Consider the following 14,780-nt stretch of genomic DNA (forward strand, 5'->3'; position numbering starts at 1 on the left):
TTCAGGCGTGCGGTGCATCGATCACGGCTGCGACTTCGCAGCGCCGCCCGCTGGCTCGGCCGGTGCCGGGCCGGTTTGTCCCTTTTGATCGCCCTCGCCTCGCTCGCGCTTGCCGCGGCGCTCGCCATCGTTCGCTTGACCGTCCTTGCCCGGACCTGCCTTGGCATCGGGGCTGCGACTGCGCTTGCGCGGCGCGAGGTCGGCGGTCGGCGCACGGTCGTCGGTCCCAATCAAGACCTTGGCGCCGTCGGACAGGTTCGCAAAACCCGTGGTCACGACACGGTCGGAGATCGAAAGCCCGCTCGCAATGACAGCATCGTTCTCGTTCTGCTGTGTCACCACGACTGCCTTCGCCGTCGCCACGTTGTCGGGACCGATCACGTAGCTGAACGTACCCACAGGGCCACGCTGCACGGCCGAGGTCGGCACCACGATTGCCTTCTCCAGCGTTTCGACCTTCAGCCGCACATTGACGAACTGTCCGGGCCAGAGCTGGAATTTGGCGTTGGGAAACTCAGCCTTCAGTTTCAGCGTGCCCGTGGTCGGGTCGACCTGGTTATCGATGCCTTTGAGCGTACCTGTATCAATGACCGTCACGCCGTCATTGCCGAACACGTCCACCAAGAGCGGTCCCTTGGCGGCGGCAGCGTTGACCCGCACGATTTGCTGCTGCGGTAGGCTGAACTGCACCGCGATCGGCTGCAATTGCGTGATGATGACGAGGCCTGTGACGTCGGAGGCGCGGATGATGTTGCCCTGGTCGACCTGGCGCAGGCCGGCGCGCCCCGACAGCGGCGCGATGACCTTGGTGTAGCCGAGCATCGCCTTGGCATTATCAATCGCGGCCTGGTCGGCCTGCACCAGTGCTTCCTGCTGGGCGACCACGGCGCGCTGGGTATCGGCCTGTTGCTTCGAGCCGGCATTCGAGGCGGCAAGCTGCTGATAGCGTGCCAGATCGAGCTTCTGGTTGGCGAGCAGCGCCTCGTCCTGCGCCTTCTTCGCCACCGCCTGGTCGTACTGCGCCTGGTAAATGACCGGGTCGATCTCGGCCAGCACGTCGCCCTGCTTGACGTCCTGGCCCTCGACGAAGTTCACCTTGATCAGCTTGCCGTCGACCTGGGCGCGCACCGTCACCGTATTCAGCGCGCGGACCGAGCCCACGGCATCGAGATAGACAGGCACATCCTGTGTGCGGGGCATCGCCGCCAGCACCGGTACCGGAAGATCGGGACGTGCGCCGGGCCCGCCACGGCCGCTCTGCTTCTGCTGAAAGGCATTCCAGCCGAGATAGCCGAGGCCGGCGAGGATCAACAGCGTGATCGAAAGCGACACCATCCGCCGGCCGATGCCGCGCGCGACGCGCTTGCCCGCCGTCTTTGGGGCGTCCTTCACTTCCGGCTTAAAGAGCATCGACCGGCCTTTCCATCCTTGGCTCCCAGCCGCCCCCCAGCGCCTGATAGAGACTGACGATTGCCAGCAGCCGGGCCAGTTGGGCCTGCGAAAGCGCGTCCTCGGCCTGGAACAATGTTAGCTGCGTATTTAGCACAGTTACGATGTCGGCGGTTCCGGCCCGCAGCTGCTGCTCGGACAGCTCGAAGGCTCGCCGCGATGCTGCCACCACTTCGCGCTGCAGCCGCAGCCTCTCGGTCGTCTGGCGGATCGACGTCAATGCATTATCGACATCGGCAAAAGCCTGCACGACGGTCTTGCGATAGATCTGCAGCAACTCGTCCTGCCGCGCCTTGGTGAATTCGAAATTGCCGAGGATCCTGCCACCATCGAAGATCGGCTGGGTCAGGCTGCCGACCATGCTGAAGAATGCGGCTTGGGGCTGAAACAGCGACGACAGCGCCGAACTTTGATAGCCGCCCTGCCCCGTCAATTGAATGCTGGGGAAAAATTGCGCGCGGGCGCTGCCGACATTAGCGGTGGCCGAGGCAAGCTGCGCTTCCTGGCGGCGGATGTCAGGGCGTTGCGTCAGCAACTCAGAAGGCAGGCCCGGCGTGACGCGTGGCGCGGCAATCCGATTGAGGGTTCCGCCGGTGACACGCACGGATTCCGGCGGCCGCGACACCAGGGTTGCCAGTGCGTTGATGTTCTGGTCGAGCGTCTGCCGCAGCGGCGGCACCAGCGCCCGCTGGTTGGCGACCACGCTTTCCTGCTGCGCGACATCGAGGTCAGTACCGGTGCCCGCCCTGAAGCGTTCCTTGATGGCGTTGAGGATGCGTTCGGCGCTGGCGATGTTTCGCTGTGCCACGCGAATCCGGTCCTGCGCGGCGAGCACCTGGAAATAGGCATTGGCGACCGTCGTCAGCGCGGCCAGCGCGATGACGTCGCGGTCAAAGCGGGTGGCAATCGCGGTCTCTTCCGCCGCCTGGGCGGCGTCGCGGTTCTTTCCCCAAAAATCCAATTCGTAGCTGGCGCTGAGCGAGGCCGAATAGTTGACTACCTCACGGCCGCCGATGGACAGACCGCTGGCACTCGAGCCCGAGGTGCGGGAATAGCTTTCCTGACCCGTGCCGCTGAGACTCGGCAACAGCGCCGCACCGGCGATCCGCGCCTGCGCATCGGCCTGCTTGAACCGCGCGGTAGCCGCCGCAATGTCCAGATTGACGGTCTGCGCCTCTTCCATCAGGCCGGTCAGCTCCCGCGAACGAAATCCGCGCCACCAGTCGAGCGTCGGCGGTGCGTCCGCGGCCTTCGAAAGCCGGGCCGCCTTGTAGCCGTCGGGTATGTCGAGCGCAGGGTCGGGAAGGTCCTTGGTCAGGATGCAGCCCGCGGAGCTGGCGACGAGGCCAAGCACGGCAAGCGATCGCGCCAGCCGCTTGCCGCCCGGAATGAGAACAGGCCAACCTTCGATCGCAACAGTTGCAATGCGCTGGATCACACCCGTTCTCCACCGGGCAAATCCCGGCCCGGCGCAATATGAGCGCTTCTCCAGTTGGGCTGCGATGCGTTCACGGGGGGTGATGCTTCCGTTGTAACCGAGCCCCGATATTAGCCTTGCGATCAGCGAGCGGACAGCCCCGCGCAGCCTCTCGCCGATCGTGCGTTCAGGTGCGTGAAACGGGCAGCAAAGAGCTCACTTGCCCTTATTTTATAGGGCCTGGAACGATGTCGGGGCGTCGCGGGACCGCCGATTCTTACGAAGATTTCATGGGGTTTTTCCCCTGTTCTGACGTCCGACACCGACTCGTCGCACAGCGGAGCCCCGCCTGTGGCCAATTTGAAACTCCGGGAACAGCCGCATTTTCGCGCATGGACCGGACACGGAACGAGGACGGCTTGCGGCGGGCCTCGCGCTCGCCGAAGCGCTCGGCGCGGAGTAACCATGCTCGTAACGCTGCGAAGAGAGAAACCAGACAATTATGCTGATGCTGCCGCGGCGCTTTACGTCGGCTGTCTCATGCATGCGCGGCTGCAGCCGATCGGCCATCGCTTCAGCTATCGCGTTACGAGCCTGCTGATCGACTGGACCGGCTGGCCGACGCGAACCGAATCGGTGCTGCTCTGCGTCAACCGCGCAGCGTTCTACAGTGTCTACGAGGCATGCGGCCGCTCCCACGGCAGGGCGCGGCCTTCAATACCCGCTTGGCGAGCGGAAAAATCAACGACTATACTTCGCCGGCGTTGTCCACCCGTGCCAAGCATTGAAGTAGGGTCGATCGGCCATGCGAAGTCCGGGTAAACCGCAATTCGATGGATCGCACATGCCCGAGTTGATTTCGGTTACATCGGAAACTGTAGACGCGACGTTTCCGGAATTGCCCCGCATGGTCCGCCTGGCGCTGGGCTTTGGTTCAAAGCTGCAACACGGCACGCTCGACGTGACGCTGGCCGACGGCCGCGTGGTCCGGTTGGGCGGCAATGGGCCGGGTCCCGCCGCCGTGATGAAGATTTACGATTACGGCTTTGCCTCGCGGTTTTTGCGCGGTGGCGACATCGGCATTGCGGAAGCCTATCTGCGCGGTGAATGGGACACGCCCGATCTCACGCAATTTCTCTATCTGTTCTGCGTCAACCAGGACTGGATGCAGACGATAGTGGTCGCCAACCCGCTGACGCGCACCTTCCAGGCCGTTAGGCATTGGCTTAACCGCAACACAAAGCGGCAGGCTCGCCGCAACATCTATGCGCATTACGACATCGGCAACGCCTTCTATTCGGCGTGGCTCGATCCCAGCATGACGTATTCGTCGGCGCTGTTCGAGGACGACACGCCTGACCTGACGGCTGCACAACACAACAAATACCGGCGGCTCGCCGAGGCCATCGATCTGCGGCCGGGCCAGAAGCTTTTGGAGATTGGCTGCGGATGGGGCGGCTTTGCCGAATATGCCGCCAAGACGTTCGGCGCCAAGGTGGTCGGGCTCACCATCAGCAAGGAACAGCGCGATTTCGCACAGGCACGCATTCAGAACGCCGGACTCGGCGATAGGGTCGAGATCAAGCTCAGGGATTATCGCGACGAGCGCGACCGCTATGACCGGATCGTCTCGATCGAGATGATCGAGGCGGTCGGCGAGCAGTTCTGGCCGAAGTACTTTTCACAGTTGCGCGACCGCCTGCTGCCGGGTGGCCTCGCCGGCATCCAGGCCATCACCATCCAGGACAGCCTGTTCCAGGCCTATCGGCGCGAAGTCGACTTCATCCAGCGCTACGTCTTTCCGGGCGGCATGCTGCCGTCGCCGCAGATTCTGAAAACGCTCGGCGAACGCTTCGGCGTTCCCGTCATCCGCGAACGTATCTTTGGGCAAGATTATGCCAAGACGCTCGCGATCTGGCGAAGCAATTTCCGCGCAGCCTGGCCGAACCTGACGCCGTCAGGCTTCGACGATCGCTTCCGGCGGCTGTGGGAATACTACCTCGCCTATTGCGAGGCCGGTTTCCTGTCGGGAAATATCGACGTGCGCCAGGTGGTATTTGCGAAATCGGGCTGATCGCCCTGCCCCAACGCTGACTTGTATGGCCGGCGGCCCTCCTTTAGGGTCGCCTAACGATTAGGCAAACAAACCGGCGATTTCAAAGACATGGCCTTCAACAAAGACGTCATCGAAGCGATCGGCAACACGCCCCTTATCAAGCTGAAGCACGCTTCCGAAGCGACCGGCTGCACCATTCTCGGCAAGTCCGAATTCATGAATCCCGGCCAGTCGGTCAAGGACCGCGCCGGCAAATGGATGATCCTGGAGGCCGAGAAGCGCGGCGATCTCAAGCCGGGCGGACTCGTGGTGGAATCGACCGCCGGCAATACCGGCATCGGGCTCGCCGTGGTTGCCAACGCTCGCGGTTACCGCACGCTGATCCTGATCCCGGAAACGCAGAGCCAGGAAAAGAAGGACATGCTGCGGCTGTGCGGCGCCGAGCTGATCGAAGTGCCGCAACTGCCCTATTCCAATCCGAACAATTATCAGCATGTCGGGCGGCGGCTCGCTGATCAGCTTCGCAAGACCGAGCCGAACGGCGTGCTTTTCGCCGACCAGTGGAACAATCTCGACAACGCCAAGGCGCATTACGAATCCACCGGACCCGAGATCTGGGAGCAGACCGGCGGCACGGTCGACGGTTTTATCTGCTCGGTCGGCACCGGCGGCACGCTCGCGGGTACCAGCCGCTTTCTGAAGGAGAAGAACAAGGACATCGTGACCGCCTGTGCCGATCCGCACGGCTTTGCGATGTACGAGCTGTTCAAGCATGGTAAGGCCAAATCGACGCCAGGCGACTCAATCACCGAAGGCATCGGGCTCGGCCGCGTCACGCCCATTATCGAGACCGCTGTTGTCGATGACGCTTTCCTGATTTCGGACGAGGAAGCCGTGACGGTGATCTACGAATTGCTCGAGCAGGAAGGCCTGTGCCTCGGCGGCTCCACCGGCATCAACGTCGCTGGTGCGATCCAATTGGCAAGGCAGCTCGGACCCGGCAAGACCATCGTCACCGTGCTGGCCGATTCCGGCGGCCGCTATCAGTCAAAGCTGTTCAATCCGGCGTTCATGCGCTCGAAGAACCTGCCGGTGCCGGCATGGCTGGAGAAGCGCACCAAGATCGACGTGCCGTTCGAGAAGGTGTGAGATTTGTAGCCCGGATGGAGCGCAGCGCAATCCGGGAATCCCGCGCGCGGTACCACCCCCGGATTTCGCTTCGCTCCATCCGGGCTACGTTACGTTGCTAGTGCCTTAGAATCTGGCTCAGGAACAGCTTCGTCCGCGCGTGCTGCGGATTGGCGAAGAATTCCTGCGGCGTGTTTGACTCGATCACCTGGCCGGCGTCCATGAACACGACACGGTTGGCGACTTCGCGGGCAAATCCCATTTCGTGGGTGACCACCAGCATGGTCATGCCTTCTCTGGCGAGGTCGACCATGGTGTCGAGCACTTCCTTGACCATTTCCGGGTCGAGCGCCGAGGTCGGCTCGTCGAACAGCATTACCTTCGGGTTCATGGTCAGCGCGCGGGCAATGGCGACGCGCTGCTGCTGACCGCCCGACATCTGGCCGGGATATTTGTTGGCCTGATGCGGGATCTTGACCCGCTCCAGGAATTTCATCGCGGTCGCCTCGGCGTCCTTTTTCGGAATGTTGCGTACCCAGATCGGCGCCAGCGTGCAGTTCTCCAGCACGGTCAGGTGCGGAAACAGGTTAAAGCTCTGGAACACCATGCCGACCTCGCGGCGCACTTCATCCACCCGTCGCAGGTTCGGACCGAGTTCGATGCCCTCGACCACGATCTGGCCTTCCTGGAACTCCTCCAGCGCGTTGATGCAGCGGATCAGCGTCGACTTGCCCGAGCCCGACGGGCCGCAGATCACGATGCGCTCGCCCTTGGCGACATCGAGGTTGATGTCGCGCAGGACATGAAAATCGCCGAACCATTTGTTGAGTCCGTTGATGCCAACGATCGAGTTTGCGGTCATGGTGATGTACTCAGTTGCGACGATGTGCGTTCAGCCGGTTCTCGACGAACAGCGAGTAACGCGACATCCCGAAGCAGAAGACGAAATAGATCAGTCCGGTAAAGGCAAAGCCGGTGAACAGCGTCGTCGGCGTCGACCAGACCGGATCGCTGAAGGAAGCCCTGAGCTGCCCGAGGAGATCGAACAGCGCGACGATCGAGACCAGCGAGGTATCCTTGAACAGCGCGATGAAGCTGTTGACGAGACCGGGGATGACGTGGCGCAGCGCCTGCGGCATCACGATCAGCGCCGTGGTCTTGGCCCACGACAGGCCAAGCGCGCTCGCCGCCTCCGCCTGCCCCCGCGGGATCGCCTGCAGGCCGCCTCTGATAACTTCGGCCTGGTAGGCGCCGGCGAACAGCGCGATGCCGATCAAGGCGCGCATCAGCCCGTCGATGGTGAAGCCGGTCGGGACGAACAGCGGCAACATGTAGGTCGCGAAGAACAGCACGGTTATCAGCGGAACGCCGCGCCAGAATTCGATGAAGGCAATCGAGAAAATCCGGATCAGCGGAATGGTCGAGCGCCGCCCGAGGGCCAGCGCAATGCCGACCGGCATGGAGGCGACGATGCCGGTGACGGATACCACTAGCGTCACCAGCAGGCCGCCCCAGAGCCTTGTATCCACAACAGGGAATCCGCCGCGATCGAGCCCCATGACGGCGATCACGATGCCGATGCCTGCAAAGGTTGCCAGGCTGGTGACGAGCGGACGCCAGCCGGAACGCACGCCGCCGCCCAGCCAGAACAGCACAGTCGACACGATCACGGCGGTCGCCATGAGATCAGCCCAGACCGGGCTGCCCGTGGCCTGGATCTGCTCACGCAACCAGGTCAGCGGCCATATGAGATATGAAAGAACTACGCCCAGTGAGAACCCAAGCCATCCCAGCAGAGCCAGAATCGGTCCAAAAATCGGATGAGCCGCATTGATTCCGGCGACACCGGCATTCTTGATTCCACTCGTCAGGCCCGACAGCAGCTCCGCGGTCCAGCTCACGCCAAAGCCGCCCAACCCACCACCGACGAGCAGGAAGAAGCCTATGACGGGAAGCGCCAGGAAGAACAGGATGGCGTTCGGACCCTTGGCCGGTAAACGCGGAATCAGCAACGGTACCAAGAGGATCGCGGCAAGAATGAAGGTCAAATTAACCCGCCAGCGTTCCGGCTCCGGATAGAATCCGTAGATGAACTGCGAGAACTTGGCTTGAATGAAGGGCCAGCAGGCGCCGACCACATCGCTCGGATTTTTCGGGAGGCAGGCGGTGCGGTCCTTGCCGATCCAGACTGCATCGACGAACGCGAACTTCACGGCCGGAACGACGGTGACCCACAGCAGCAACAGGCTGACGATCGTGAGCAGGATGTTGGTCGGAGAATTGAACAGCCGCGTGCGCAGGAAACCGATGAAGCCGGTGGTCTTCACCGGCGCCGGCCGCTCCGGCACGAGATCCTGACGGACGAAATTGGATGCGGTCGTGTCGCTCATCCGCCCATGCTCCGGCTGATCCGCCATCCATAGAAACTCATGATCGCGCTGGTGACCAGCGAGATCAGGAGATAGACGCCCATGGTGATACCGATGATTTCAATCGCCTGCCCGGTCTGGCTCAACGTCGTTCCCGCGAACACCGAAACCAGGTCGGGATAGCCGATCGCCACCGCCAGCGAGGAGTTCTTGGTGAGGTTGAGATATTGGTTGGTCAACGGCGGCAGGATCACGCGCATCGCTTGCGGGATCACGATCAGGCGCAACACCGAGCCGCGCTGCAGTCCGAGCGAGGAGCCAGCTTCCATCTGGCCCTTGTGCACGGAGAGAATGCCCGCGCGTACGATCTCGGCAATGAAGGCTGCCGTATAGGTCGACAGCGCCAGCGTCAACGCGACGAATTCGGGAATGAGCCGAGAACCGCCGGCGAAGTTGAAGCCCCTGAGCACGGGCACCTCAAACGTGACAGGTGCGCCGAAAATCAGCACGCTGAGCAACGGCAGGCCGACGACCATGGCGAGCGCATAAGGCCAGACCTTGATCACCTTGCCGCTTTGGAAGAGCTGACGGCGCGCGTATCGCCACAATATGATCGCGGCGACAATCGCAACCAGCAGGGCGACCAAGAACGGCTCGAAACCGGCCTCGCCGACAGGCTTCGGAACAACCAGGCCGCGATTGCTGAGAAAGATGCTGTCGAAGACCGAAATGCTCTGCCGCGGATTAGGCAAAGCGGCGAGCACCGCGAGATACCAGAACAGGATCTGGAACAGCAGCGGCAGGTTGCGGATCAGTTCGACATAGCCGCCCGAAATCCGCGCCAGCAGCCAATTCGGCGACAGCCGGCCGAGTGCGACCAGGAAGCCGATCAGGGTGGCGAAGAAGATGCCGATCACCGAGACCAGCAGCGTATTTAGCAGGCCGACCACAAAGACGCGCGTGTAGGGATCGGACCCCGAATATGGGATCAGGCTCTGGCTGACGTCAAAGCCCGCATTGTTGGCAAGAAAGCCGAAGCCCGCGGTGATCCGCTGCGCCTGAAGGTTGGCGCGGGCATTGGCGACGATCTCGTAGGAGATCCAGGCGAGCGCGGCGACGAACAGGAGCTGGAGTACGAAGCCGCTCCAGCCCGCCCGGCCGCCGAGCGCCCGCTGCAGCTTGGGAAGTAGCTGCGACGGTGGTTGTCGGGGTTCGATGGCCATCGCCGCAGCCCCTCTCGCTGGCGCTTAGCGGATCGGCGGCGCGTACTGGATACCGCCCTTGCTCCACAGGTTGTTGAGGCCGCGGGCGATGGCGAGCTTGGAGCCGGAGCCGACGTTACGCTCGAAGGACTCGCCGTAATTGCCGACTGCCTTCACGATCCGCACCATCCAATCCTTGGTCAGGCCGAGCTGCTCGCCCAGATTGCCGTCGGTGCCGACGGCCCGCTTGACCTCGGGCTTGTCGGACTTGACCATCTCGTCCACGTTCTTCTGGGTCATGCCGAGTTCCTCGGCGCCGACCATCGCGTACAGCGTCCATTTCACGATGTCGAACCACTGGTCGTCGCCATGGCGGACCATCGGTCCGAGCGGCTCCTTCGAAATCACTTCGGGCAGCACGACGTGATCGGCCGGGTTGGCGACCTTGAGGCGCTCGGCGTAGAGCTGGGAGACGTCTGAGGTGAAGACGTCGCAGCGGCCGGACTCATACGCCTTGACGGTCTCGTCGGCGGTCGCGAACGCGATCACCTCATACTTCATGTTGTTGCCCTTGAAGTAGTCGGCGAGGTTCTGCTCGGTCGTCGTGCCGGTCTGCACGCAGACCGATGCGCTGTTGAGTTCCAGTGCCGAGTTCACCTTCAGCGACTTCTTCACCAGAAAGCCCTGGCCGTCGTAATAGGTGACGCCGGTGAAGTTGGCGCCCAGCGAGGTGTCGCGCGACAAGGTCCAGGTCGTATTACGGGACAGCACGTCGATCTCGCCCGACTGCAACGCGGTGAATCGGTCCTTGGCCGAAAGAGGGACGAACTTGATCTTGCTCGCGTCGTTGAAAATGGCGGCCGCGATCGCCCGGCAGATATCGACGTCGAGCCCGGTCCAGTTACCCTTGTCGTCCGGCGTGGAGAAGCCCGGTAGACCCTGGCTGACGCCACAGGACAGCATGCCGCGGTCCTTGACCGTCTTGAGGGTTTGCGCCGAGGCGGCCTGGGCCGAGAGACCGGCGGCCAGGGCAAGGGTAACAACCAGAGATACGCGTTTCATGGGCTAGGCCTTTCAAGGGTCGTCTGGAGATCGCATTTTAGGCAACGCCTCACGTTGTGGGGCCAACCCGCTGATCCCGCGCTCAAAAGCGTCATCCCGACCGTGCATTTTGCGTGCCATTCCGGTCAGGCGGTGGATCCGATATCGCAGCAGGCCCCTCAACTTGCGGCGATGATAGTTGAAACACATCACAGAACGACTGGCGTGCCGGGTCAAGGGGTTGACTGCCGTCTTCTGTCTCTTGTTATTAACTCGCCAGCCCCGAGCCGCCGCCCGGTGGTGTTTTTCGCGATCAAGTTGTGGCTGCGGCATAACGTCTTGGATAATGCAAACGCATGAGCTTTTCGAACGACGGTCCGTCCAACCCGCAAACACCCGAAACCAGACTGGTCACCGCCGGCCGCGACGCCAAGGGACAAAGGGGTTTCGTCAATCCGGCGGTGTACCACGGGTCGACGGTGCTCTATCCGACCGCGGAGGACCTGCACGCCCACCGCGCCGAATTCTCCTACGGGCGTCATGGCAGCCCGACCACGCAGGCGCTGCAGGACGTGCTGATGTCGCTGGAGGGCCCGCAATGCGTGGGCGTCGGCCTGGCGCCGTCGGGGCTTGCCGCGATCACCACCACCCTGCTGTCGGTCTTGAACGCCGGCGATCATCTGCTCGTGACCGACAACGTCTACCGGCCCTCGCGCAACTTCTGCAATGGCATGCTGGCCCGCTACGGCGTCGAGGTCGGCTATTTCGATCCTCTGGTCGGTGCCGGCATCGAGAAGCTGTTTAAATCGAACACCAGAGCGGTGCTGGTCGAGGCGCCCGGCTCGCAGTCGTTTGAAATGAGCGACATTCCCGCCATCGCCGAAGTCGCGCATGCGAGGGGCGCGCTCGTCATCGACGACAACACCTGGGCGACGCCGCTGTTTCACCGCTCGCTCGACCAGGGCGTCGACATCAGCATGCAGGCCGCCACCAAATATATCGGCGGCCATTCCGACATCATGTTCGGCACAATTTCGGCGAACGCGAAAGCCTGGCCGCTGCTCACCGAGGGCATTCGCCTGCTTGGCGTTTGTGCAGGGCCCGACGACGTATTCCTGGCGCTGCGTGGCACACGCACGCTATCGGTGCGGCTCGCGCAGCATTATCGCTCGGCCCTCGAAATGGCGCGCTGGCTCGCCGGCCGTCCCGAAGTCCTGCAAGTCCTGCATCCGGCACTCGAAAGCCATCCCGGCCATGCGATCTGGAAACGCGACTTCACCGGCGCCTCCGGCCTGTTCAGCATCGTGCTGAAGCCGGTGCCGCAGAAGGCGGTCGATGCCCTGCTCGATGCCGTCACGCTGTTCGGCATGGGCTATTCATGGGGCGGCTTCGAAAGCCTCATCATCCCGTTCGACTGCGAGCCCTACCGCACGGCGACCAAATGGTCCCCCGGCGGGCCGACGCTGCGGCTCCACATCGGCCTAGAGAATGTCGACGACCTCAAGGCCGATCTCGAGCGCGGCTTTGCGGCGTTGAAGGTTGCCGCCTAGGCCCGCTTCACGCCGCCCGATTTCCCAGCCTGGCCGCGCTCGCCATCTCAGCCGCGAGCAACAAGGCCGCGCGGCTGGCGCCAACCGAGGCGACGCCTTGGCCTGCGATATCATAGGCCGTGCCATGCGCCGGCGTGCAGATCGGAAACGGGAAGCCGCCCAGGAGTGTCACCCCGCGATCGAAGCCCATCAGCTTCATCGCGATCTGGCCCTGGTCGTGGTACATCGTCAGCACCGCATCGAAGGCACCGTTCTTGGCGCGCAGGAAAACGGTATCGGCCGGAAACGGTCCTTCCGCCGCTATTCCTTCGGCCCGGCCGGCCATGACCGCGGGCTCGATCACATCGATCTCCTCGCGGCCGAAATTGCCGCCGTCACCGGCATGCGGGTTGAGCCCGGCCACCGCGATACGGGGCTCGGCAAAGCCGGCCCGTCGCATACAGGCATCGGTCAGTTTCAGCGCGCTATGAATACGTTCGACGGAGAGACGCGAAGCCACGTCCTTGAGCGCGATGTGCGAGGTGACGCGGGCATTCCAGAGCCTATCGAGCACGTTGAATTCGCTGGCTGGCGTTTTCAGGCCGGCGACCTCGGCGGAGAACGCGATCTCGTCGTCATACTCCGCGCGCGCGAGCCGCATTGCCTTCTTGTTGAACGGCGTGAAGCAGACGGCGTCGGCCTGCCCGTCTCGCGCTAGCGTGAGCGCGCGACGATAATTGTCCAGCGCGAACGCGCCGCCGGCCTGGCTCGCGACACCACGTTCGACGGTCGCAGGATCGAGATGGCCAAGGTCCATAAAAGCCGCGTCACTGCCGATTGTTCGCGGGTCCGCGGACGGCGGCACATTTGGCAGGTCCGCCGCGGCGCCGGCCACGCGCGCGCCTTCATCGAAAACGCGGCGGTCTCCGATCACGATCAGGCGTGCGCGGGAACGGATTTCATCGAGGCAGGCGAGTTTTGCGGCCAGCTCCGGGCTGATGCCGGCGGGGTCTCCCATCGCCAGCGCGATCACCGGCTTGCCGGGGCTATGCAGCTTCATATGATCCTCACCTTTTCATCAGCGGCTTCGTCCGGTTTTCGCAGCAGGCGCACCATCTGCAGAGCGAGCGGAAGCAGCAACAGCGCCATCCCGCCCAGAACGAGGGTCGTCACCAGTCGGTTCGCAAAGAATATCCCGAGCGATCCCTTCGACATCAGCATGGCCTGCCGGAACGCGTCCTCGGCCTTGTCGCCGATCACGATCGCAAGCACCAACGGGGCCAACGGATAGTACAGCTTCTTGAAGAGATAGCCGACGACACCGAAGCCAAGCATCAGGACGACGTCGAGATAGGAATTCGAGACGGAATAGGCGCCGACGACGCAGATGATGACGATCAGGGGTGCGATGACGGCGAACGGAATCCGCATCAGGGCGGCGAACACCGGAACCGTGAGCAGGACGAGCGCAACCGCAACGATGTTGCCGACATACATCGATGCGATCAGCCCCCAGACGAAATCCTTCTGGTCGACGAATAGCATCGGTCCGGGATTCAATCCCCAGATCATCAGCCCGCCCATCATGACGGCAGCCGTGGCCGAGCCGGGAATGCCGAGCGAGAGCATCGGCAATAGCGCGCTGGTGCCGGCGGCGTGGTCGGCCGTCTCCGGCGCGACGATGCCCTCGGCCTCGCCGGTGCCGAAACGCGCGCCGTTGCGCGAAAAGCGCTTGGCGATGCCATAGCTCATGAAGGAAGCCGCGGTCGGACCACCCGGCGTAATGCCCATCCAGCAGCCGATGGCGGCGCTGCGCAGCAACGCAATGCCATGCTGCGGCAGACGGCCCAGCGCCCGGAAGACTTCCTTCCAGTCCACCCTTGAGGATACCGCGCGGGCCTGAAACTCCTCCTCCACCGCAATCAACAACTCGCCGATGCCGAACAGCCCCATCACGGCGACGACGAAGCTGACGCCCTTCACCAGTTCGTCGATACCCATGGTGAGCCGCACGCTGCCCGAGACCGTATCGATGCCGATCGCGGCGATGGCAAAACCGATCGCGAGTGCCACCACCGTTTTGATCGGCGCCGCACCGCCCATGCCGACAAAACTGGCGAAGGCGAGGAAATAGACCGCGAAATATTCGGGCGGTCCGAAGGCGAGCGCCACCTGTGCCACCCAGGACGCCAGAAACGTAATCAGGACCACGCCGACCAGCGCGCCGAACGCCGCCGAGCCGAAAGCGGTGGCCAGCGCCGTCGTCGGCCTGCCGTCGCGCGCCATCGGATAGCCGTCGAACGTGGTGGCGACCGACGAAGGTTCGCCCGGGATGTTGAATAGGATCGACGTCACCGAGCCGCCGAACAACGCGCCCCAATACATGCTCGAAAGCAGGATGATCGCTGACACCGGTTGCATGCCGAAGGTCAGCGGCAGCAATAGCGACACTCCGTTTGGTGCACCAAGGCCGGGTAGAACGCCGACGAGAATGCCGAGCAGAACGCCGATCACCATCAGCGTCAGATGCGGAACGGTGACCGCGATGGTGAAACCGTGCAGCAGCGATTGAAGGTTTTCCATCCCCGT

At 63.1% G+C, this 14,780-nt stretch carries 12 protein-coding genes; 4 read left to right on the top strand and 8 right to left on the bottom strand.

Features of this window, described 5'->3' with window-relative positions:
• Positions 1-21: 21 nt before the first annotated feature.
• Positions 22-1,410, bottom strand: coding sequence for an efflux RND transporter periplasmic adaptor subunit (locus RX328_RS26230; protein ID WP_213247173.1), 1,389 nt, complete (start codon positions 1,408-1,410; stop codon positions 22-24).
• Positions 1,400-2,860: an efflux transporter outer membrane subunit gene (locus tag RX328_RS26235; RefSeq protein WP_312017952.1), complete on the bottom strand. Its 1,461-nt coding sequence runs from the start codon at positions 2,858-2,860 to the stop codon at positions 1,400-1,402. The genes RX328_RS26230 and RX328_RS26235 overlap by 11 nt, the downstream gene beginning before the upstream one ends.
• Positions 2,861-3,406: 546 nt before the next feature.
• Here RX328_RS26235 and RX328_RS43855 point away from each other — a divergent pair.
• From RX328_RS43855 to RX328_RS26245, 3 genes are all read left to right on the top strand, one after another.
• A complete protein-coding gene (locus tag RX328_RS43855; protein ID WP_410734071.1) occupies positions 3,407-3,688 on the top strand; it encodes a DUF1365 family protein in 282 nt (93 codons plus the stop codon).
• Positions 3,689-3,710: 22 nt separating this feature from the next.
• On the top strand, positions 3,711-4,940 hold the full coding sequence (locus RX328_RS26240) for an SAM-dependent methyltransferase (protein WP_213247175.1): 1,230 nt from the start codon (positions 3,711-3,713) through the stop codon (positions 4,938-4,940).
• 90 nt (positions 4,941-5,030) lie between these two features.
• The gene (locus RX328_RS26245) at positions 5,031-6,071 is read left to right on the top strand and encodes a cysteine synthase A (RefSeq protein ID WP_213247176.1); all 1,041 of its coding nucleotides are present in this window, start codon (positions 5,031-5,033) and stop codon (positions 6,069-6,071) included.
• Between the two features lie 97 nt (positions 6,072-6,168).
• Here the strand turns inward: RX328_RS26245 and RX328_RS26250 are convergent, their stop codons facing one another.
• Genes RX328_RS26250 through RX328_RS26265 form a run of 4 tightly spaced genes read right to left on the bottom strand, consistent with a single transcriptional unit; the run spans position 6,169 to position 10,683 of the window.
• Positions 6,169-6,912: an amino acid ABC transporter ATP-binding protein gene (locus tag RX328_RS26250; protein WP_247509804.1), complete on the bottom strand. Its 744-nt coding sequence runs from the start codon at positions 6,910-6,912 to the stop codon at positions 6,169-6,171.
• Positions 6,913-6,922: 10 nt separating this feature from the next.
• A complete protein-coding gene (locus RX328_RS26255) occupies positions 6,923-8,440 on the bottom strand; it encodes an amino acid ABC transporter permease (RefSeq protein WP_213247178.1) in 1,518 nt (505 codons plus the stop codon).
• Positions 8,437-9,642 carry an amino acid ABC transporter permease gene (locus RX328_RS26260; protein WP_213247180.1) on the bottom strand — a complete coding sequence of 402 codons (1,206 nt, stop codon included), beginning with the start codon at positions 9,640-9,642 and terminating at the stop codon, positions 8,437-8,439. Before RX328_RS26260 ends, RX328_RS26255 begins: the two co-directional genes overlap by 4 nt.
• Positions 9,643-9,666: 24 nt before the next feature.
• Positions 9,667-10,683, bottom strand: coding sequence for an amino acid ABC transporter substrate-binding protein (locus RX328_RS26265; RefSeq protein ID WP_213247182.1), 1,017 nt, complete (start codon positions 10,681-10,683; stop codon positions 9,667-9,669).
• Between the two features lie 335 nt (positions 10,684-11,018).
• Between RX328_RS26265 and metC the strand changes: the two genes are divergently transcribed.
• Entirely contained in the window at positions 11,019-12,212 is a 1,194-nt protein-coding gene (gene metC, locus RX328_RS26270; RefSeq protein ID WP_213247184.1) for a cystathionine beta-lyase, read from the top strand.
• A gap of 7 nt (positions 12,213-12,219) precedes the next feature.
• On the opposite strand, the gene RX328_RS26275 is transcribed toward metC, so the two are convergent.
• Together RX328_RS26275 and RX328_RS26280 are read right to left on the bottom strand one after the other, a co-directional pair.
• Positions 12,220-13,251: a 4-hydroxythreonine-4-phosphate dehydrogenase PdxA gene (locus RX328_RS26275; RefSeq protein WP_213247186.1), complete on the bottom strand. Its 1,032-nt coding sequence runs from the start codon at positions 13,249-13,251 to the stop codon at positions 12,220-12,222.
• Positions 13,248-14,774, bottom strand: coding sequence for a tripartite tricarboxylate transporter permease (locus RX328_RS26280; protein WP_213247188.1), 1,527 nt, complete (start codon positions 14,772-14,774; stop codon positions 13,248-13,250). Before RX328_RS26280 ends, RX328_RS26275 begins: the two co-directional genes overlap by 4 nt.
• Between the last annotated feature and the right edge of the window lie 6 nt (positions 14,775-14,780).

It is taken from the genome of Bradyrhizobium sp. sBnM-33, assembly GCF_032917945.1.
Lineage (GTDB): Bacteria > Pseudomonadota > Alphaproteobacteria > Rhizobiales > Xanthobacteraceae > Bradyrhizobium.